This is a genomic window from Microbulbifer thermotolerans, from assembly GCF_001617625.1.
GTDB classification, from domain to species: domain Bacteria; phylum Pseudomonadota; class Gammaproteobacteria; order Pseudomonadales; family Cellvibrionaceae; genus Microbulbifer; species Microbulbifer thermotolerans.
The window spans coordinates 166302-186370 of sequence record NZ_CP014864.1 but is presented as its reverse complement, the minus strand read 5'-3'; the positions used below and the strand labels follow the sequence as shown (position 1 = coordinate 186370).

14 protein-coding genes and 1 tRNA gene are annotated in these 20069 nt (G+C 56.7%); 7 read left to right on the top strand and 8 right to left on the bottom strand.

The window, feature by feature from the left end; genetic code table 11:
* The first annotated feature begins 129 nt into the window (after positions 1–129).
* On the top strand, positions 130–2163 hold the full coding sequence (rep, locus tag A3224_RS00785; RefSeq protein ID WP_067150187.1) for a DNA helicase Rep: 2034 nt from the start codon (positions 130–132) through the stop codon (positions 2161–2163).
* 95 nt (positions 2164–2258) lie between these two features.
* Here rep and A3224_RS00780 read toward each other — a convergent pair whose 3' ends face one another.
* Entirely contained in the window at positions 2259–2672 is a 414-nt protein-coding gene (locus tag A3224_RS00780; protein ID WP_067150185.1) for a c-type cytochrome, read from the bottom strand.
* Positions 2673–2850: 178 nt separating this feature from the next.
* On the opposite strand from A3224_RS00780, the gene A3224_RS00775 reads away from it, so the two are divergent.
* The 3 genes from A3224_RS00775 (at position 2851) to A3224_RS00765 (ending at position 6292) form a co-directional block, all read left to right on the top strand.
* Positions 2851–2927 (top strand) — tRNA-Arg (locus A3224_RS00775).
* A gap of 328 nt (positions 2928–3255) precedes the next feature.
* Entirely contained in the window at positions 3256–3900 is a 645-nt protein-coding gene (locus A3224_RS00770) for a CAP domain-containing protein (RefSeq protein ID WP_067150182.1), read from the top strand.
* Positions 3901–4030: 130 nt separating this feature from the next.
* On the top strand, positions 4031–6292 hold the full coding sequence (locus A3224_RS00765; protein WP_067150178.1) for a TonB-dependent receptor: 2262 nt from the start codon (positions 4031–4033) through the stop codon (positions 6290–6292).
* Between the two features lie 63 nt (positions 6293–6355).
* On the opposite strand, the gene A3224_RS00760 is transcribed toward A3224_RS00765, so the two are convergent.
* The gene (locus tag A3224_RS00760) at positions 6356–8047 is read right to left on the bottom strand and encodes an alkaline phosphatase D family protein (RefSeq protein WP_067150175.1); all 1692 of its coding nucleotides are present in this window, start codon (positions 8045–8047) and stop codon (positions 6356–6358) included.
* A gap of 120 nt (positions 8048–8167) precedes the next feature.
* On the opposite strand from A3224_RS00760, the gene A3224_RS00755 reads away from it, so the two are divergent.
* Positions 8168–9673 carry a C13 family peptidase gene (locus tag A3224_RS00755; RefSeq protein WP_231902425.1) on the top strand — a complete coding sequence of 502 codons (1506 nt, stop codon included), beginning with the start codon at positions 8168–8170 and terminating at the stop codon, positions 9671–9673.
* Between the two features lie 197 nt (positions 9674–9870).
* Here A3224_RS00755 and A3224_RS00750 read toward each other — a convergent pair whose 3' ends face one another.
* The 3 genes from A3224_RS00750 to A3224_RS00740 all read right to left on the bottom strand — a co-directional run bounded on the left by A3224_RS00750 (position 9871) and on the right by A3224_RS00740 (position 13994).
* Positions 9871–11118 (bottom strand): sugar transporter, encoded by a 1248-nt coding sequence (locus A3224_RS00750; RefSeq protein ID WP_082817337.1) that lies wholly within the window; start codon positions 11116–11118, stop codon positions 9871–9873.
* A 38-nt stretch (positions 11119–11156) separates the two neighbouring features.
* Complete coding sequence (locus A3224_RS00745) at positions 11157–13349, bottom strand: OsmC domain/YcaO domain-containing protein (protein ID WP_067150172.1); 2193 nt, start codon at positions 13347–13349, stop codon at positions 11157–11159.
* 90 nt (positions 13350–13439) lie between these two features.
* Entirely contained in the window at positions 13440–13994 is a 555-nt protein-coding gene (locus A3224_RS00740; RefSeq protein WP_067150169.1) for a tRNA-uridine aminocarboxypropyltransferase, read from the bottom strand.
* Positions 13995–13996: 2 nt separating this feature from the next.
* Between A3224_RS00740 and A3224_RS00735 the strand changes: the two genes are divergently transcribed.
* A complete protein-coding gene (locus A3224_RS00735; protein ID WP_067150166.1) occupies positions 13997–14428 on the top strand; it encodes a GNAT family N-acetyltransferase in 432 nt (143 codons plus the stop codon).
* 25 nt (positions 14429–14453) lie between these two features.
* Here the strand turns inward: A3224_RS00735 and A3224_RS00730 are convergent, their stop codons facing one another.
* The gene (locus A3224_RS00730; RefSeq protein WP_067150163.1) at positions 14454–15662 is read right to left on the bottom strand and encodes a CynX/NimT family MFS transporter; all 1209 of its coding nucleotides are present in this window, start codon (positions 15660–15662) and stop codon (positions 14454–14456) included.
* Positions 15663–16307: 645 nt separating this feature from the next.
* Here A3224_RS00730 and A3224_RS00725 point away from each other — a divergent pair.
* Positions 16308–16631, top strand: coding sequence for a hypothetical protein (locus A3224_RS00725; RefSeq protein WP_067150160.1), 324 nt, complete (start codon positions 16308–16310; stop codon positions 16629–16631).
* A gap of 221 nt (positions 16632–16852) precedes the next feature.
* Here the strand turns inward: A3224_RS00725 and A3224_RS00720 are convergent, their stop codons facing one another.
* Complete coding sequence (locus A3224_RS00720) at positions 16853–18625, bottom strand: DUF885 domain-containing protein (RefSeq protein ID WP_067150158.1); 1773 nt, start codon at positions 18623–18625, stop codon at positions 16853–16855.
* Positions 18626–18931: 306 nt separating this feature from the next.
* Positions 18932–20038 (bottom strand): hypothetical protein, encoded by a 1107-nt coding sequence (locus tag A3224_RS00715; RefSeq protein WP_067150155.1) that lies wholly within the window; start codon positions 20036–20038, stop codon positions 18932–18934.
* Positions 20039–20069: the final 31 nt, after the last annotated feature.

Genomic DNA, 20069 nt, shown 5'->3' with positions numbered 1-20069 from the left:
CCCTGAATGCTCTGGCGCTGTTATAGCCAAAGGACGCCGATATGTACACGAAATACGGCAACCGCAAGCTTCGGCCTTCAACACTGGTAGAATCCCCGCCTCAACGCCAACCGAAGATATCAACCCAGAATGACCAAGCTGAACCCCCGCCAGGCGGAGGCGGTGAAATACGTCGACGGCCCCTGCCTGGTCCTCGCCGGTGCCGGCTCCGGAAAAACCAGCGTGATCACGCGCAAGATCGCCTACCTGATTGAGGAGTGCGGCTACAGCGCGCGCAATATCGCCGCATTAACTTTTACCAACAAGGCCGCGCGGGAAATGAAAGAGCGGGTGGGCAAGCTGCTCAGCGCGCCCGGCGGCGGCAAGTCCGCAGCCGGCCGAGGACTGACCGTTTCCACCTTCCACAACCTGGGGCTGAACATACTGCGCAAGGAGTACCGGGCTGCCGGCTTCAAGCCGGGTTTTTCCATCTTCGATGTCGAGGACGCCCGCGCCCTGATCAAGGAACTGATGCTGCGCGATGGCGACTTGGACACCGACCTGCTCGACCGGGTACAGCACCAGATCTCCAACTGGAAGAACGACATGCTGGCCCCCAGGCGCGCCCTGGAACTGGCGCAAAGTGCCGGGGAGCAGGCCATGGCCATCGCCTATGGCCGCTACTGCGACGCGCTCAAGGCCTACAACGCCGTGGATTTCGACGATCTGATCCTGCTGCCCGTACAGCTGTTCGACTCGGACCCGGAGCTGCTGCAGCGCTGGCGTAAAAAAATCCGCTATCTGCTGGTGGACGAATATCAGGACACCAACAACGCCCAGTACCTGCTGGTCAAACAATTGGTCGGTGGACGCGGCGGGCTGACAGTAGTCGGCGACGACGACCAGTCCATCTATGCCTGGCGCGGCGCCCGCCCGGAAAATATGAGTCAGCTGAAAGTCGATTTCCCCAACCTGAAGCTGATCAAACTGGAGCAAAACTATCGCTCTACCAGCCGCATTCTGAAAGTGGCCAACCACCTGATCGCCCACAACCCCCACGAATTTGACAAGGCGCTCTGGTCCGACCGGGGCCTGGGGGAGGAAATACGGGTCATCAAAGTCGCCAACGAGAACGAGGAAGCGGAGCGGGTGGCCAACGAGATCTTTCTGCAGAAGGTGCGCCGGGGCTGCAAATTTATGGATTTCGCCGTGCTCTACCGCGGCAACCACCAGGCGCGCCTTATCGAGATGAAACTGCAGGAACACCAGATCCCCTACCAGATGTCCGGCGGCACCAGCTTTTTCGCCCGCGCGGAAATCAAGGACGTGATGGCCTACCTGCGCCTGCTGGTGAACCCGGATGACGACAACGCCTTTCTGCGCATCATCAATACCCCGCGCCGGCAGATAGGCACCAGCACCCTGGAGGCACTGGGCAACTATGCCAAAGGGCGCGAAATCTCCATGTTCAGTGCCTCCACAGAACTGGGTCTGAAAGAATTCCTGAACGAGCAGGGTTACGAGCGTCTGAACCGTTTTGCCCTGTGGCTGGAAGGGGTACGCCGCAACTGCCGCGAAAAGAGTCCGGATGCCGCACTGCGGGAAATGCTGGACGATATCGACTACGCCGGCTGGCTCAGCCAAAACGCCAGCAACGAGAAAGTGGCCGAAAAGCGGATGGAGAACGTCTACTGGCTGCTGGAATCCCTGAACAAAATCATGGAAGGCACGGATGACGAACTGGAGCAGGATATCCGCCTGGAACAGGCCATCTCCAAGTTGATCCTGCGGGATATGCTCGAGCGCCAGGAAGAGGAAGAGGCCACCGACAAAGTCAGCCTGATGACCCTGCACGCGGCCAAGGGCTTGGAATTCCCTCACGTGTTTATGATTGGCATGGAGGAAAACCTGCTCCCGCACCGCAACAGCATCGAGGATGACAATATCGAGGAAGAGCGCCGCCTCACCTACGTGGGCATTACCCGCGCACAGCGCACACTCACCATGACCCTGGCCGGCAAACGCAAACAGTTCGGTGAAACCCAGGACACCACCCCAAGCCGCTTCCTGGATGAACTGCCGCAGGATGACTGCGTCTTCGAAGGTTTCGGCAAAGCTACGCCCGAGCAAAACCAAGCCAAGGGCGAGGAAACCCTTGGCTCGCTGCTCAGCATGTTCGACTAGAAAACCGCCCCAACCCGTATGCCTTTATTGCTGCAGGGGCACCTACAAAAAAGGCCGCTCAATGAGCGGCCTTTTTATAAGGACGAAAAGCAAGCTTACTTGCTGTTTTCCACCATATAGTCCACTGCGGCCTTGACCTCGTCCTCACTGCAATCCATGCACAGCCCTTTGGCCGGCATTGCATTGAAGCCATTCAGCGCGTGGGTGTAGAGCGTATCCATCCCCTGGGCGATCCGCGGAGCCCAGGCACCCGCATCGCCAAATTTCGGCGCACCGGCAATACCTGCACCGTGACAAGTATTACAGGAGGCGTTAAAGATATCCTCACCGCTGCGGGCGCCGCCGCCAGCCGCTGCCGGCGCCGCAGCTGCCGCCGCACACTCGTCGCCCTGCATGCAGGTGCTGCCTACCGGTGCGATACGCTGGGCGATCTCCTCGTCCACAGACTGCGCCACAGCAGTGGCCGCGCCAGCGGCCAAAATCGCCACAAAACCGAAAATCATCTTCATCTCATCCCCCAGAGGGCCGAATCGCGACCCATAGATCAGCGGCACGCCGTCGCGTACCTATACCAGCCGCGCATTATAAGCGCTGCGGCCTCCACTGCGAAGGGCGCCCGTTTTTGCCCCGCCCCAAGCCCACCCCACTTTGCCCTAGGGGCGTCCTTCTGTATAATCCGCCTCCTTCCCGCCCCTAGCTCAGCTGGATAGAGCGTTGCCCTCCGGAGGCAAAGGTCAGAGGTTCGAATCCTCTGGGGCGGGCCATTCCTCCTGGTATCCGCACCACGATAACCCCCATACCCTCCATCGTATCCGCACTTTGAAGAAGGTCGCTTTTGTATTATCCCGCCTAGGCCATGGGCGGCACTCCACTCGTAGCCACCACTTTCTCGGCCCACCGATGAATCAGTTGCCCACCGGACGAAAGCCGGTATCCGCCTGACTGGCGGCAGCCTACTGGTGGCCGCGGCCCCCCGCTGGCAACGCCGAATTCTCGCCACCGCCTCGAAACTGGCACCGATCAGCGAGTTCTACGCGCAACAGGGCTACGCTGTTAAAGTAGAGTGACTGTCCGCCAAGAAGGCCCCGGCTGATGAAAACGCTGCCTGTGACCCAGTCTGTAATTGCATTATTTGTCGCGGCCTGCCTCGCCATTGCCATACACGGCGAGGCGGCGGGTCGAGATTGTGCCAGCGCGGACAAATGCAAGGCGCTGGAACTGCACAATCAGGTGCGGGCAGATCTGAACGCGGGCCGGCTCCCCAACAGTCCCAGGCCGAGGCCACCCGTCGCCCCTCTGCAATATGACGAGGCCCTGGCGCGCACCGCCCGCAATTGGTCGGCAGCGCAGTGCAACGCGCGGCTGCGCCACAACCCAAAGCGGCATGCGCAGTTTCTCGCCAACGGCGGCAGTCCCGCCTACCCCTCTGTGGGGGAAAATATTTTTTACCATTCGGCGCTGTTGCCAGAAGAAGAGGCGCTGGCACAGGCTGTGGCGAGCTGGGCGGCGGAGGCGCGGCAGTACCGCTACGGTCCCTTCCGCGATCTCAAAACCGGCCACTACAGCCAGCTGATCTGGAACACACAAGACGCCTTTGACGCGAACGGAAACCGGCTACCGCGCGCGGTGGGCTGCGGGGTCTATCACTGCCCGAGTGGGAAATTCAGAACCATAGTCACCTGTAACTATGCCCCGGCGGGCAATATCCGCGGCTATCCACCTTACCGGATCGACTGATTCTCTCAGCTGTTCTACGTAAGTAGTCACCAACAGACTGGACAAATGTCACAGTTCGGTCACACCCGCGTATTAATCCCTCACTAGTATCCGGCTCCGCGAAACTACCCCAACAGATGCCGGAGTCACCATGAATCAATCCGCTAAACGGACTTTTCCCGTCTCCCTCCTGTCTTGCCTGATCGCAGCGGCAGTGCCCGCGGTTCAGGCCCAGGTACAGCAGACCGAGTCGCAGGAACTGGAAGAAGTAATCGTCACCGCGCAAAAGCGCGCGCAGTCGATTGTGGATGTACCGCTGACCATCAGCAGCCTGGACGGACAGACGCTGAAGGATCTGGGCATCGACCGCTTCGATACCTTGTCGGACATGATCCCCGGCCTGGTGGTCCAGCAGCAGAGTGTCAACAACAACGGCTATGTGATCCGCGGCATCACCTCCGATGACGGCAGTGCCCCCGGCGCCGCGCGGGTATCCGTCTACCTGAACGGCACCGATGTGTCCCGTTCCCGGGCCTCCTATTTTGAGGTCTACGACATGGAGCGCATCGAGGTGGTCAAAGGGCCGCAGGCGACCCTGTTCGGCACCGCCGCCTCCATCGGCGCTATGAGCTTTATCACCGCCAAGCCGCAGCGGGACTTCGCCTCCGAGCTGACGGTTGGCGCCGGCGACTACGGCATGCGCAAAGTCGAAGGCATGGCCACCGGCGGCAACGACACAGTGCAGGGCCGTTTCGCCTTTGTCTCCCGCGAGCGCGACGGCTATGTGGAAAACACCAGTGGCGAGGCCGACCTGAACGGCTACGACCGCCTCGCCTACCGCCCCAGCCTGCGCATAACGCCTAACGACGCACTCACCATCGATCTGATTTACAACTACGACAAAGCCGAAGATCTGGGTACCGCCTTCGTCAGCCAGAACCTGTTGTTTACCGACGACGCAGCTCTGAGCGTGCCGGACAACGACATACTCGGTATGGACGATGTGGGTGTGGACCGCACTGTCAAAGATTTCAACGCCACTGTGTCCTGGGATATCGACGACCATCTGGCACTGACCTATATCGGCGCCTGGCGGGACTACGATTCCCTCGAAGCCTTCGACGCGGACGGCACCGCTTTCGAGGTGTTGAATTTCTCCGAAGAAGCCACCGGTGATCAGATTAGCCACGAATTGCGCCTGAATTTCAGCGGCGAGCGGCTCAACGGCTTTGTTGGCGCCAGTTATTTTCAGGAGGAGGCCGAACAATTCGTCGGCTTCGCCACCGAAGAGGGGCTTTTTCTCAGCTGTGCCGGCGCACTCGCAGCAGCGGGTATCGAAAGCTGCAATACCGCATCCACCACACTGCTCACCGGCGGCCTCGCCTCCGCACTGCCCTACGAAAGCTATTACGCCAACGGGGCTGACAACCGCAGCTTGAACCTCTTCGCCGACATTTCCTACCAGGTGACGCCGGACCTGGAAGCCACCGTCGGTGCGCGCTGGGTGGAAGAGGAGCGGGAATCCAGCTACCGCAGTGCGCTGCCGTTGTCCTCGCTGCTGTCTGCGCAGGGTATCGACAGCGATCTCTTCTTCGGTCTGTTGCTGAACACGCAAGGGGAAACCATTGACGGCGACGCCGATGACTCCGCCGTGCTGCCGCGCTTTAACCTGCTCTATTCCTTGAACGACAGCGTCAACCTCTACGGCACTGTGTCGCTCGGTCAGCGCTCCGAGGTAGTGGATATGTCTTCGGGGGTGAAAAGCATCATTCCCGCCGAGGAGATCACCAACTACGAGTTCGGTCTCAAGGGCCGCCTGGAAGAAGTCGCGCTGGATTACGCTCTGGCGATTTTTTACCAGGATTACGAAAACTTTCAGGTCAATGTTGTCGACCAGGACAGCGGCCAGATCCGCACTGAAAACGCCGGTTCCGCCACCAACACCGGTATAGAGATGGACCTGCGCTGGAGTGTCTCCGAAAATCTGATGCTGCTGGCCAACGCCGCCTATATCGATGCGGGCATCGACGACGACGCCGACAACGGCATCTACGCCGGCAATCAGTTCCGCCTGCAACCGGAGGTCACCGGCGCCCTGAGTTATCTCTACGAAAGGCCCATCAACGCCGACCTGATCTTTACCAGCAGCGGCAGCTGGAGCTACCGCTCCTCTGTGTATTTCGATATTGAAAACCGCTTCGAGGAAGATGCCGTTGACCTACTCAACCTGCGCGCGGGTATCGCAGCCAACGACTACAACTGGAGTTTGACGCTGGCGGCGAGCAACCTCCTCGACGAGGAGTACATTATGGACGCGGGCAACACCGGCGACGCCTTCGGCTTCCCCACCTATATCCAGGGCGCGCCGCGCACCCTGAGCCTGGAATTCAGCAAGCGGATCGGCGCTTTCTGACCCGGCATATTCTGCAAACAAAAAAAGCCAGCGCCCAGAGGCACTGGCTTTTTTAATTTCGAATCACGCCAATCTGTGCACCACCCGGTGACCCGCCGCCTCGGCAAATTCGGTGCTGCGGATATTGTCGATAAATTTCCACTCCGCCTGCACCTCGTCTTCGCGGAAAGTCAGCGCCAAATAGCCGCGCTGGTGCAAATTGCAATACTGGAGGTCATCGATCAATAGCGGCATGCCCCGGGCCAGTTCCACTGCGGCCCGCTCATCCAGCCCCAGATAGGTTTCCATCCCCGGCGATGAAACACTGGCGGTGGCGAATTCCAATCCCACCAGAGTGCCCTCGGCATATTTTAAATGGCTGAACCAGGCGTTGTGGGTATCCCCCGCCGCCACCACCAGATTTTTACCCAGCGCACGTACGCGCCGGTACAGTGCCTCCCGCTCCGCCGGATAACCGTCCCAGGCATCCAGGTTGTAGGGCAGTTGCTGTTGCAGCCGCGCGCGCTGGGATTCACTCAAAGGTTTCCCTTTCATACTCGCGGCCTTCAAAGCGATCAGTTCAGGCGTGATCGCGGTGCTCTTTTTACCCGACGCAAAATTCACCATAATTTCCGCCGGCAGGTGCATCTTGCCCATCAGCACCTGCTGGCCGAGCAGCTGCCAGCGGCCGGTGGATTTTTCCAGTGTATCCGCCAGCCACTGAAACTGCGTCTTACCCAGCAGGCTGCGCCCCGGGTCCGCCAGTGCCGCGGCAAACGATTCGCTGTCGAAGCGGCCCTTTTCGTCCATGTAATCGGCAAATTCGATTTGGCGGTCGCGGCCGATCACGCGGGTGTCCAGCATATGCAGATCGACCAAGCCGCCGAAATGAAAACTGCGGTAAATCTGCGGGTGCCGCTCTCCCGCGGGCGGGCGGATCGGCAGCCACTCGTAGTAGGCCTGTACGGCGGCCGCGCGCCGGGCGAAGAAGTCCCCTTCCCCCTCGTTGTGGTTTTGCGCACCGCCCTTCCAGGTGTCATTGCTGATTTCGTGATCGTCCCAGACTGCAATAAAGGGCGCGGACGCGTGCAGTGATTGCAGGCCGGTGTCGGTACGGTAGAGGGCGTAGCGTTTGCGGTAATCGGTCAGGGTCAGCAGTTCGCCGGCATTATCCTCCGGCAGTGCGCGTCCGATTTCCGCAGAATGTTCGGTGGCGTAACCGTTGGCGCCGTATTCGTAGATATAGTCCCCCAGATGCAGCACCGCGTCCCAGTCGCCGCTCTGGGCGGCCAGCTGGTACACATTGAAATAGCCGGCGGGATAATTGGAACAGGAAAAAACCGCCAGCTTTATCTGCTCCACGCCGCCCTCGGGCAGCGTCCGGGTGCGGCCCACCGGACTCTGTTCTGTGGCGCCGATAAAGCGGTAGTAATAGCGGCTGCCCGGCTCCAGCTCGCGCACATCAATCTTTACTGTGTAGTCTCGGGCCAAATCTGTCTCGGCATTGCCGCGCCGCAGCACTTCCTTAAATGCGCTGTCGCGGGCCAGCTCCCAGATCACTTTTACCGGGCCCGACTCGCCGCTTTTCACCGGCGTGGCCCTGGTCCAGAGAATCACCGCATCCTGCAGCGGGTCGCCACTGGCGACACCGTGCCGAAAGGCGACCTCAGACGGCAATTCCGGCCGGGTCATGGCCTGCAGAGGCGTGGATACCAAAACACTGCCGGAGGCGGCCAGGGCGGCCTTGATAAAATGGCGTCGCGTAAACCTGCTCACACTTTCCTACTCCCCATAATGGCTGTCAGCTGCGCAGCCTAGTGCTAAAGTGTGACAGCTCCGCTAAAGCCCTGTGACACACTGCAAGACCCACCGCCCCGCCAGGCATCAATAGGCAGAATGATGGTTCTAAACATGTATCGCTTTACCTTCACCCTCCCTCTTCTGCTGTTGTGCACCCTCGTCGGTTGCGAACCGCACCCGTTTGCTGGTGGCACAGCCCTGCCGGACGGCTCCGTTTATTCCGGGGGCATGGAAAACGGCCTCTTCCACGGCCACGGCAAACTAACCTGGCCCGATGGGCGCACTTACACTGGTGAATTCCACCGCGGGCGCATCAGTGGCCTGGGTAAATTCGATTACGGCGATGGCTGCATCTACGAGGGGGCTTTCCGCAACGGCGAACTGCACGGCGAGGGGCGCTACGCCTGCGAAGAAAATATCTGGGAAGGCGATTTTGAGCAGGGCGAAATTCGCCGAGGCACGGTTTCCTGGGATAACGGTGAAACCTATACCGGGGAGTTTCAGGACTGGCAGCCCCACGGACGGGGACTTCTGACAACTGCCGAAGGCACCGAATACGAAGGCAGATTCGAAAACGGCTTGCCAGTAAATGGCAGCTACCGGGACCGACTGGGCTACAGCTATCGGGGCGGCTTCGAGTATTTCCAATACGCCGGCGAGGGGGAATTGATCCAGCCGGACGGCACCATGGTCCGCGCCAACTTTGAATATGGCGAAGCCAACGGTGAGGGCGTACTGATTCTTCCTGACGGCACGGGAGAGCTGCAAGAGCAAAAAGGCTTCTTCGTATCCGGGCGCTACTACCCCAGCGAGCAAGCTTGGCGGCAGAGTGAACAGGATCAGCGCTCCGCTGTTGAAGCGCGTCTCTATTCCGAAGCCGAGCGATTGCAAGCGCAGTTTTCCGCCCTGGCACCACAGCGTCCCGGCGTGCGTGACGTCTACCTCCTGGCGGTAGGCGGCGACGGTACTTCACCCGTGTTCGCCAAGGAAGTGGAGTGGGTGACGGAAAGACTGGGCACTGTTTTCGATATTGAGCAGCGACAGATCAAACTGAGCAACGGCGGCGGCGACAAGTATCCGCTGGCCACCCGCACCAGTATAAGGGAGAGCCTCAAGGCGCTGGATCGTATTATGGACCCGGAAGAGGATCTGCTTTTGCTGCACCTGGTGAGCCATGGCGACGAAAACGGGGATTTCCTTCTCGCCGAAGCGAAAGTACAGCTCAACGATCTGTCCGTCGCCGACGCCAAACAGTGGCTGGATGCTCTTGAGGTGCGCCACCAATGGATAGTGGTCTCCGCCTGCTACTCGGGTTTATGGAAAGAAGCGCTGGCCGGCCCGGAGCGCACCATATTCACCTCCGCCGCTCCGGACCGCACCTCCTTCGGCTGCAGCGACGACTCCGAACGTACCTGGTTCAGCGCCGCTCTCTACGGCGATGCCCTGGACACGGGCGTAAACGACCCTGCCGCCTGGTTTGCCGCAGCCAAACAGCGAGTGATGGAAATGGAAAAAGAACAGGGTATTGAGGAAGACGCCTACTCACTGCCGCAACTTGCGTTGGGAAGGGAGTTTCTGAGCTGGTGGAACTCACCAAACTAGGGAACCTCTGATTAATTTAATTTCTGGTGGCAAGGTTGTTCGGGGACAGATGAGAAGCTCAGGCGATAGGGCGAATATTTCGAAACCATCGGATACAGGGGTGTATCCGTCGGAGCTACAGGGAAGTACTTGTGCGTTTTTGAAATATCCGTCTTATTGCCTGAGCGCCCCGGAAGCTACCATCGTATTCACGCGGATTAATCAGAGGTTGTTAGGCCAGCCTGGGGTTTTGGCTTTAACAGCGGCCCGGCGGCTTCAGCCCGCCGGGCCTCGGTTATCGCTGACCTGCGCATAAAGTGTAGACAAAAGCCCAACCCCCAAACGAGCGCCAAGAGACCGATGGCCGCACCGGCATAGCCGACCCGGCTCAGCCCGCTGTGCAGGATCACCAAACTGCCAACCAATGCACCGCCACCGATGCCGACATTATAGATACCGGAAAAAATAGCAGTTCCCACGTCGGTGGCATCGGCGGCGAGCTTGAGAACGCCAACTTGCGCGGCCAGTGTCATCAAGGTAATGCCAACCCCCCAGGCGGCGCAAATCAGCAAGGTTGTATAACGGCTGCCACCCCAGGGAAGAAGGAGCAGCATGCTCAGAGTTATCAGTCCAACGGCGCCGAACAGAACGCCCAGGGGAAAGCTGGCGTAAAGACGGCTGAACTGCGTGCTCGCCACCAGGCCCGCAAGGCCATAGACAAACAGGATCACAGTGGCAAAGTGCTCGCCAAATCCCAGCGTCTCTTGCACCAAGGGTTCGATATAGGAATAGGCCGTAAAGTGCGCCGTTACGATCAGCATTACCAACACATACAGGCCGATCAACGCCGGCCGTTGCAGCAGAGAGGGCAGATTCTTTAAAGAACCGGCGTTGGTGCTCGGCAATGGCGGAATTTGGCGGTAGGCGACCAATAACATCACCGTAGCCACCGCACCGATCAGCAGAAAAGTCAGTCGCCAGCTGATCCACTCGCCGACGATACGCCCCAGCGGCAACCCCAAAATCACCGCCAGCGCCGATCCCGAAACCAGCAGGCTGAGCGCCTGAGTCTGTTTACCCGGCGGCGCGACCCGCATGGTGATTGCCGCAGTAATGGCCCAGAATACCGCGTGTGCCATGGCTACCCCCAGGCGGGACAACAGTAGCACTTCGAAGCTCCAAGCCACGGCCGATAAGACATGGCTGACAACGAACAGCGACATCACGCCGAGCAGCAAGCGACGGCGCTCTAGCGTGCTGAACAGGAGCATAAACGGCAGAGAGACCAATGCCACTACCCAGGCATAGATGGTCAGCATCAGTCCCGTATCGGCGACACGCATCTCAAACGACGCCGCGATATTAGACAGCAAGGCCACCGGAGCAAATTCCGAGGTATTGAATACAAACGCCGAAAACGCCAGGCAGGCCGCCGGCAGCCAGGCGGAAAAACGTGCCCCTCTCATGGTTTACTTCACCGTGTTCGGAATAACATGCCCCTGATTTATGTGCGCACCAGTCGCTTTGCGGCCCGCGCCGCATGCAGCTTCTTGTAACTTTCGATCAGCCGCAGGTGTTTATCCAGGCCTTCAAGCTGCATATTGGTGCGTGTCAGCCCGTGGAAGCGCACAGTACCTTGCACCGATCCGACAACGGCTTCCATGGTTTCCTCGCCAAACATTCGTTTGAAGTTGGGTAGGTAGTCGCTCAGTTCAAGCGCATCGTCGAGGCTGATTTCCAGCACTGCTTGCATCGCGCGGTAAAACAAGCCGCGCTCCACGGTATTGTCGTTGTATTGCAAAAACTGCTCCACAAGCTCCAACGCTTCTTCGTGCCGCTGCAAGGCCAGGTAGATCAGCAGCTTCAGTTCCAGAATTGTCAACTTGCCCCAGACGGTATTCTCGTCGAACTCGATACCGATCAGGGTGATAATGTCCATGTAGTTGTCGAGTTGACTTTCCTCCAGGCGCTCGACCAAATCTTCCAGCTCAGCATCGCTCAGTCGGTGGATATTGAGAATATCCTCCCGGTAATCCAGGGCCTTGTTGGTGTTATCCCAGATCAGATCCTCCACCGGATACACCTCGGAATAGCCCGGCACCAGAATCCGGCACACCGGCGCGCCCAGGTCCTCGTAGACGGCCATGTACACCTCTTTGCCCATTTCTTTGAGAATACCGAACAGACGATCCGCCTCTTCCTCGGTAGTACCGGAAAAATCCCACTGGCAGAATTCGTAATCCTGTTTGCTGCTGAAAAAACGCCAGGAAACTACACCGGTAGAATCGATAAAGTGCTCGACAAAATTGTTGGGCTCTGTCACCGCCAGGCTGTTAAAGGTGGGCGGCAACATGTCATTCAGCCCCTCAAAACTGCGCCCTTGCATCAGCTCCGTAAGGCTGCGCTCCAGTGCCACCCGGAAATTCGGGTGCGCACCAAAGGATGCAAATACCCCGCCTGTACGCGGGTTCATCAGTGTGACGCACATCACCGGGAAGCGGCCGCCCAATGAAGCGTCCTTGACTAAAATCGGGAAGCCCTGCTTTTCCAGTGCCTCAATACCTTCGAGGATTTCCGGATAAGTTTCCAGAACTTCTCGGGGCACATCGGGCAATGCGATTTCCTTTTCAATAATTTCCTTTTTCACCGCCCGCTCGAAAATTTCCGACAAACACTGCACCTGCGCTTCAGTGAGGGTATTTCCCGCACTCATGCCGTTGCTGAGAAACAGGTTCTCGATAAGATTGGAGGGGAAGTACACCACTTCGCCGTCGGACTGACGCACGAAAGGCAGAGAGCAGATGCCTCGATCAGCTCTGCCGGAATTGGTGTCGATCAGGTTGGAGCCCTGCAGCTCACCGTCCGGGTTGTAGATGGCCAGACAGTACTCATCCAAAATGCCTTCCGGCAACGCGTCGTCCGGCCCCGGTGTAAACCACTTTTCATTGGGATAGTGGACAAATTCGGCATTGGCAATTTCCTCGCCGAAGTACTGGTCGTTGTAAAAGAAATTGCAATTCAACCGCTCGATAAATTCACCCAGTGCGGAACACAGGGCTGCCTCTTTGGTGGCACCCTTGCCGTTGGTAAAGCACATGGGCGAAGCCGCGTCGCGGATGTGCAGTGACCAGACGTGGGGCACAATGTTGCGCCAGGACGAGATTTCGATCTTCATACCGAGTTCTTCCAGAATCCCGGTCATATTTGCGATGGTCTGCTCCAGCGGCAGATCTTTGCCCTCGATCACCGTGTGCTGCCCGCTATCGGGCCTGGCCATCAGCAGCGCCTGGGCATCTTCGTCCAGATTCTCCACCACCTCAATCTGGAACTCGGGTCCTGTCTGCACCACCTTTTTTACTGTGCAGCGGTCAATCGAACGCAGTATGCCCTGCCGGTCTTTCTCGGAAATATCCTCGGGCAACTCCACCTGGATCTTGAAGATCTGGTTATAGCGGTTCTCCGGGTCGACAATATTGTTCTGCGAAAGCCGGATATTGTGCGTCGGAATATTGCGTGAAAGGCAGTAAACGCGAACAAAATAGGCGGCGCAGAGTGCGGAGGAAGCCAGGAAGTAGTCAAAGGGACTGGGGGCGGAGCCGTCGCCCTTGTAGCGGATAGGCTGGTCGGTGATTACCGTAAAGTCATCAAACTTGGCTTCGAGGCGCAGGTTTTCGAGAAAATTGACCTTGATTTCCATTGCAGTACTACCGGGCTGAAAAAGTCTGGCTGGCCGAAGGGCCAAAACGCGGCATTATCCCGGTTTTGAGGTGCTGCGTCTCGCGGTTTTTCAAAACCGCTTTTGCAATGCAACCATCCTCTCAAACGGCTGCAACATGGCCTGGAAATCCCGCGCCGACTCCAGTTGCTGCATGGCCATGGCGATACTTTCCAGGGTGGAGAGGCTGTTAGCCAGCGAGGAGCGGCGGATCTGGTAATTGGACTTCAAGCCCCCTTCGAGGCTGATTCTCGGCAAACGCTGCAGTACCGGATGCAGGTGGAGAATTTTTTTCGACTTTCTCCAGGTTGCGTCGATCACTACCAACTGTTCCAGCTCACTGCGCTCCGCCGGCGCCACAGGCGGAAGCCAGCCCAGGGAGGGATAGAGCAGGCCCGAGCTGGGTGCCAATAGCTGCGCCAGTTCATCCTCGGACAACTTCTCCGCCACCACCAATTCACTGTTTTCCAGACACAGATGTGCCATGCGCCCAGTGTTAAATGGATGCTTCTGCTCCAATGGGTGCTGTATGATCAACACCTTAATGCAATTGGCAATACGGACCAGCGCACTACAGTAACAGACCTTCGGCGGGCGCTGGCAGTTTGGGCAGATTTCACGCGGCATAGATGAGTAACATTCAGAATTTTTCAGCGCACTGGCTCAGCGAGACAGAAATCCCCCTGGCCAACAAATTCTACCGCAGCCACAAATTCCGCGGCAAAGCCCGCCGCCATGATCCCTGTGCAGTGATCAAAAACGCGCAACAGGAAATTATCGCCTGCGGCTGCCTTAGGCTATTAACAGAAGGGAAACTACTGGCGGGCGTAGCCGTGGCACCGGATTACCAGGGCCAGGGCCTTGCCCGTCTGCTGTTAAGTAAAATGGCAAAGGCTTTCGACAATCAAACCTTTACCTTCCCCTACCGGCACTTAGTGCCCTTTTACCAGTCTTTGGGGTTTTTAGAGGAAGATATCGGCGGACAGCCATCGGCGATTCTCGATAGATTTCACACCTATCGGCGGCAGGGTCGGGATATTGTTTTGATGCACTATCCATAACTGCCCCTTTATCCCCAAAACGGGATTAAGTCTTCCCCTCTCCCCAGCTGGTGAGCGTCCCCGGCCGGCCAGCAACAACACCGAGCGCCCCTTGAGCCAGTTGTAACAGCAGTAACAGCAACAGAGGTATCAACCAGCTTTTGTTCAAATCGTATAGCGCCCCGATAACGAAAGGGCCAGTGGCCGCAATCAAATACCCCACCGACTGCGCCATCGCCGACAAGGACATAGCTTGAGTGGTATTTTCACTGCGCAAAGCGAAGAGTGTCAGCACCAGGCTCAGCGCTGCGCCGCCACTAATACCGATCAAGCCAACCCAGAGGAGCGGTGCCAGCGCCGGTGCCAGCAGCAGACCTGTCAGGCTGGTGATCGCCAGTGCGGCGATGGCCAATACCAGGAGACGTTGATCGCGCATGCGGGCCGCAACAATTGGTGTCAGCAGGTTCGCAGGAATGGCAAACAGGTTTATCAAGGAGGTCAGCGTGCCCGCGTAATGGTCATCCAGGCCGGCGTCGAACAACATTAAGGGCAACCAGGTGGCCAAGGAGTAGAAGCAAGTGGACTGCAATCCCATATAACCGGTAATTGCCCAGGCGAGTGGGTTCTTCCACAGCGGCACACCGGTTCTTTTCGGCTGATAGGTATGGACATGCACCCGCAGTAGATATAGCCAGGGCAGCAGACAGATCAGCGGCAGCAGCGCCCACAACAGCATCGGCGCACGCCAATCAGCGAAAGCGTCGCGCATCGGTATCGCAAGATAGGTACCCAGCCCCGCACCGAAGCTTAACGTCACAGAATAGAGCCCCGTCATAATGCCAGTTTGACGCGGGAAATAGCCCTTTACCAATCCCGGAATCAGCACGTTGAGCAGGGCAATACCACAACCCAGGGCCAAGGTGCCACACAGAATTACAAACAATACCGGCACCACCCGCAATCCGGCGCCCAGCGCAATCACCAACAGCGCACCTAAGACCAGAATCGGCGGCGTGACGCGCCGCGTCAGTGCCGGCACTATCGCCGAAATAACACCGAAGCAGATCAACGGCAAAGTGGTCAACATACTGAAAACACTGGCATTGAGCCCCAACCCCTGCTTGATATCCTCAACCAAGGGCCCGACCACAACGATACCCCCACGCAGATTTGCGGCTGCCAGCAGAATAGCGGCTACAGCAAGGGAAAAAATCAGGGGGCGGCCATCGAAAGGACCTTTAATCGGATGGTGCATAACATCTCCTGGGCGAAAGGGGCAGGTAATAGCGACAGCTGACTCAGCTTCGACTGCGGGGCATTGTATAGGGAAAACACTGGTGCGGGACTCATAAAATCTTGTTCGTCGTGCCTATAACCCGGGTAGGCACCTCTGTTTCGCCAGGAAGATAATTAACCAAAGCCCCAGGCACAATACAATGCCAAACCTGGATTATCAGTCAGCGATGCTTTGCCTCTATTGAAAACAGCTATATCATTGGCTTCAAGGGTAGCTGTAATAAAAAATTGAGCCAAATAATAAAAATAAAGTTTATTGATGAGTTCTTTTAATGCCTTATTTCAACGAGACACATCGACAAGCAGACTTATTTTTATGGCAATTTTAACGATATGGCATTGTATACCTGCGCATACCCCCCCTGAACAATATATAACCACTTAATTTTACCAAATTTTTATACGCCAATTATGAATGATTTAGTTCATAAATTATTATTTTCTTCGTCAATCATTTTCTCTGCGATTACAGGCGTATATATCAAGTAAAGCGGAACATTTTCTCGGATCGCCATGGCATATACTAATCCTGTTTGTAAGCGCATTAACTACACACATTTTCATTAACGGATTTTTTCTCAACAAACTTATTTTTAGCCGCAAAATGAAAGAAAACACGCCTGTATTTGAGCTAACCGAAAATGGAGCCACCTTCGGCTTTCCAAAAGCTTCAAAAGAGGAAATCATTTGGAGCAATGTTTCAAAAATAGAAATAGTCACCTCTGACGAGGGCCCCTGGTCGGAAGATCTATGGTGGGTAATCTTTCAAGAAGATTGCGAAGAACCAACCTTAATGCCTGGCGGCACGGAAAATATAAATGCTATTTTTAATGTGCTGGAAACACAATTTAGCGGAGCTTCGATGGAGAATATTATAAAAGCTATGGGCTCTACTTCAAACGCTAAATTTGCGGTATGGGAAAAATAGGGAACCTCTGATTAATTCGCTTCCTGACGGTAAAAATTCTTTGGAGCTAGATGAGAAGCTCAGGTGATAGGACGGATATTTCGAAACCGTCGGATACAGGGAGGTATCCGTCGGAGCTACAGAGAAGTACTCGTGCGTTTTCGAAATATCCGTCTTATTGGCTGAGCGCCCCAAAACCTACCATAGTATTCACGCGGATTAATCAGAGGTTCCCTAGGCTTTTACAACTTCTGTGTTCGATTAATAAACTGCTCTATCTGCTCCTCCAATAACTCCAGTGGCAAAGCACCGTTGGCCAACACCGCATCGTGGAAGGCCCGCAGATCAAATTTATCTCCAAGTGTTTTCTCAGCCTTCTCCCGCAGCTGGCGGATTTTGATTTCCCCCATCTTGTAAGACAACGCCTGTCCCGGCCAGGAGATATAGCGGTCCACCTCGGCGCGGACATTGGCTTTTGACAGGGCGGTGTTGTCGGCGAGGAAGTCGAGGGCCTGCTGGCGGGTCCAGCCCTGGGAGTGAATGCCGGTGTCGATTACCAGGCGGGCGGCGCGCCACATTTCGTAGCTGAGGCGGCCGAAGTGCTCGTAGGGAGTGGTGTAGACATCATCCATCTCTTTACCCAGACGCTCGGCATAGAGTCCCCAGCCTTCGCCAAAGGCGCTCAGGTAAAGATTGCGGCGGAAGGCGGGCACATTTTCCAGTTCCTGACTGAGGGCGCCCTGCAAATGGTGGCCGGGAACAGCTTCATGCAGGGTCAGGGCTGGCAGTTCGTACAGAGGGCGCTGGTCCAGAGCATAGGTATTCACCCAGTAGGCGCCGCCGCGCGTGCCGCCAATGGCGGCGGGATTGTAGGAGGCGGTGGTGTAGTTGGGAGCGATTTCCTCCGGCACCGGCACTACGCCGTAGGGCAGACGCGGGAGTTTTCCGAAAAATTGCGGCAGCTGGTAGTCAATTTTCTTAGCGACGTAAGCTGCTTCCTTCAGCAGTTCTTTCGGTGTCCTGGCGTAGAACTGGGGATCACTGCGCAGAAATTGGGTAAATTCGGCGAAATTACCCTTAAATCCCGATTCTTTGATCAACTGATCCATTTCCGCGCGGATGCGCTTTACTTCCGCAAGCCCTATCTTATGGATTTCCGCCGGGTCCATATCCAGGGTGACATAGGTTTTGATCGTGTGGCGGTAGTAGTCCTTGCCACCAGGCAAGGCCTCCGCGGCAATGCTGTCAGTGGCGGCCTGTAAATAGTCCGTTTCCAGAAAGTCAGCCAGGCGTGCAAACGCGGGTATGGCACTTTCCGCAATGGCTTTTTCACCGGCGCGGCGCAAACGCTGCTGCTCTTTTGGAGAAATAGCACTGGGAAAATTTTCAAAGGGCGTATAAAGGCTACTTTGCTTCGGGTCTTTTTTTACCTGAGCGCGCACCGTGGGTGCCACACCCTCGACAACAATTTTCGGCTGCACAAAGCCGTCTTTTATGCCCTGGCGCATATTGACGATGTTCTCATCGAAATAGCGGCCAAAATCTTTTATGCGCGCTATGTAGTCTTCATAGTCCTTTACCCTATTCATCGCAAGGCCGCTGTTGGCCTCCAGAGCGGCGGCCCAGAAGCTGTAGAAGGTATTGAAGGGGATACGATCCAGATAGAGTTGGCTGGATTCAATGGAATTTTCCAGTACCCAGGTTAGCAGTTCCCGGTTGATTCGATCGGATTGACTCAGCTGTGTTTCATCTATCCGCTTCAGGCGCGCGAGGAATTCCTGCTCGGCCTTCAGGCGCCGGGCGCGATCTTGCGCGGAAACACCGGGCAGGCGGTCATTGTAATCGGGAGTGCCCATACGCCCGGCAGTGATGGGATCTTCCCGAAGACTGTACTGCCAGTGGTCGTGGAGAATGCTCTGCAGTTGTTCCGTGGCAGTGGCGGCCCAGGTGACGGGGGCCAGCAGGCAGGTGGCGATGGTGATCGAGGTAAGTAACTTGATGAGCCGTGACGCCATCTTGTATCTCCGTGGTCGTGCTTCTTGTTTGCAAGCAACAATACCACGGTGCGGCGCGCGGCGGTTATTGTTCGACCTAAGGAACCTCTGATTAATTCGCGTGAACGCTTTGGTTAGTTCCGTGGCGCTCAGGCAATAGGATGGCCATTGCGAAAGCGCACGAGTACTTCCCTGTCACTCCGACGGATACATCTCTGTATCCGACGGTTTCGAAATGGCCATCCTATCACCTGAACTTCTCATCTAGCTCCAAAGAATTTTTACCGTCAGGAAGCGACTTAATCAGAGGCTCCTTAAGTCTGCTGGCTACTTCTCGATAGTCAGTGAGTCCTGACCGGAGTTGTCCGGTGCGGTATTGATCTCCGAGTTTTTAAGGTAGGCCGGTCCTATGGCCAGATTGCCCGGCAGGGGGCGAGGCTGGATGCGCTCGTCAATAAAAGCGGCTACGGCTTCCTTGGGGGCGCGGTGATCTCCTCTGGGATCTTTACCTTTTTCCCGATACCCTTTGGCACTCCACATATAAAGGGTATGCTTGGCCTCCTTCACCAATTGCTCGCTGCAGTGCAGCAAAGGATATTCCCCCTCTGGATTGTGCACCGTCCGCTGCTCCTCCCGCGCCGCCTCCGACAGTTCCACTGTGATGGTCTCCATTATATTTTCCATCAGCTGGCGGTAGTTGGTGAGTGGCGAGCGCATGGCGCGGCGGTAGGGATTGCCTGCATTAAATAGATCCCGGGTGACCATAAAGAGGGCTAGCAAGCAACGTTGATGACCAATAGGGCTCATCCAGTAAAACTTATCTGAACCACCCCATAGCGGCTGTACCTCAAAGTAGAGCCACTCGCTGCCGTTGCGATCCAGCCACTGGCTGTTGATCGGGCCCAGGTTATCTGGCCACTGCTCGCGGTTGAGGCCGAGGAAGTCCGTAAGGTCGTGGGGATCGTAGCTGTCTGAGCGGCCACGGTGATAGCTCCCCAAATAGGATTCATTGACAAAAAAACTCTGTGCCAGATCTTTCAGGTCTCCGCGCCGGAAAAGACTGGCGTTGACCGGCAGGTTGCGCGCCTCCAGCACATCCAGTTTCAGCACCAGATCACCAATACTGTCTCCATCCAATATGGGGCGGCCGGTAAAATTCCAGCCGCTGAGCCAGATCTTGGCGCTGTAGGTTTTTGGGTCCCCTGGGATATCCTTTTCCGGGTTATCCGGGTCCCAGGGTGCATAGGGGATATAGATATCCGGGGAATCCAGATCGAAGCTGTCCGCCTGTTCCTCTAACCCACGGCGACCGTGTACAGGCAGTCGCATAGGCGGTGCCAGAAAGTGTACACGGGTACCGGACAAATCCTTCTCAACTTTACGCAACCGCCGCCAGCCGGGGCCTTTGGGATTTTGTTCGCTGCCAAATAGCATATATTTCCCTGAATCCGCACCTTTCCGTATC

Excerpts from the sequence above, each read along its gene's own strand:
- A3224_RS00735 (WP_067150166.1), top strand. The coding sequence starts at position 13,997 with ATGAGTAACATTCAGAATTTTTCAGCGCACTGGCTCAGCGAGACAGAA.
- A3224_RS00755 (WP_231902425.1), top strand. The coding sequence starts at position 8,168 with ATGATGGTTCTAAACATGTATCGCTTTACCTTCACCCTCCCTCTTCTG.
- A3224_RS00750 (WP_082817337.1), bottom strand. The coding sequence starts at position 11,118 with ATGAGAGGGGCACGTTTTTCCGCCTGGCTGCCGGCGGCCTGCCTGGCG.
- A3224_RS00725 (WP_067150160.1), top strand. The coding sequence starts at position 16,308 with ATGAAAGAAAACACGCCTGTATTTGAGCTAACCGAAAATGGAGCCACC.
- A3224_RS00740 (WP_067150169.1), bottom strand. The coding sequence starts at position 13,994 with ATGCCGCGTGAAATCTGCCCAAACTGCCAGCGCCCGCCGAAGGTCTGT.
- A3224_RS00765 (WP_067150178.1), top strand. The coding sequence starts at position 4,031 with ATGAATCAATCCGCTAAACGGACTTTTCCCGTCTCCCTCCTGTCTTGC.
- A3224_RS00730 (WP_067150163.1), bottom strand. The coding sequence starts at position 15,662 with ATGCACCATCCGATTAAAGGTCCTTTCGATGGCCGCCCCCTGATTTTT.
- A3224_RS00770 (WP_067150182.1), top strand. The coding sequence starts at position 3,256 with ATGAAAACGCTGCCTGTGACCCAGTCTGTAATTGCATTATTTGTCGCG.
- A3224_RS00715 (WP_067150155.1), bottom strand. The coding sequence starts at position 20,038 with ATGCTATTTGGCAGCGAACAAAATCCCAAAGGCCCCGGCTGGCGGCGG.
- rep (WP_067150187.1), top strand. The coding sequence starts at position 130 with ATGACCAAGCTGAACCCCCGCCAGGCGGAGGCGGTGAAATACGTCGAC.
- A3224_RS00780 (WP_067150185.1), bottom strand. The coding sequence starts at position 2,672 with ATGAAGATGATTTTCGGTTTTGTGGCGATTTTGGCCGCTGGCGCGGCC.
- A3224_RS00745 (WP_067150172.1), bottom strand. The coding sequence starts at position 13,349 with ATGGAAATCAAGGTCAATTTTCTCGAAAACCTGCGCCTCGAAGCCAAG.
- A3224_RS00720 (WP_067150158.1), bottom strand. The coding sequence starts at position 18,625 with ATGGCGTCACGGCTCATCAAGTTACTTACCTCGATCACCATCGCCACC.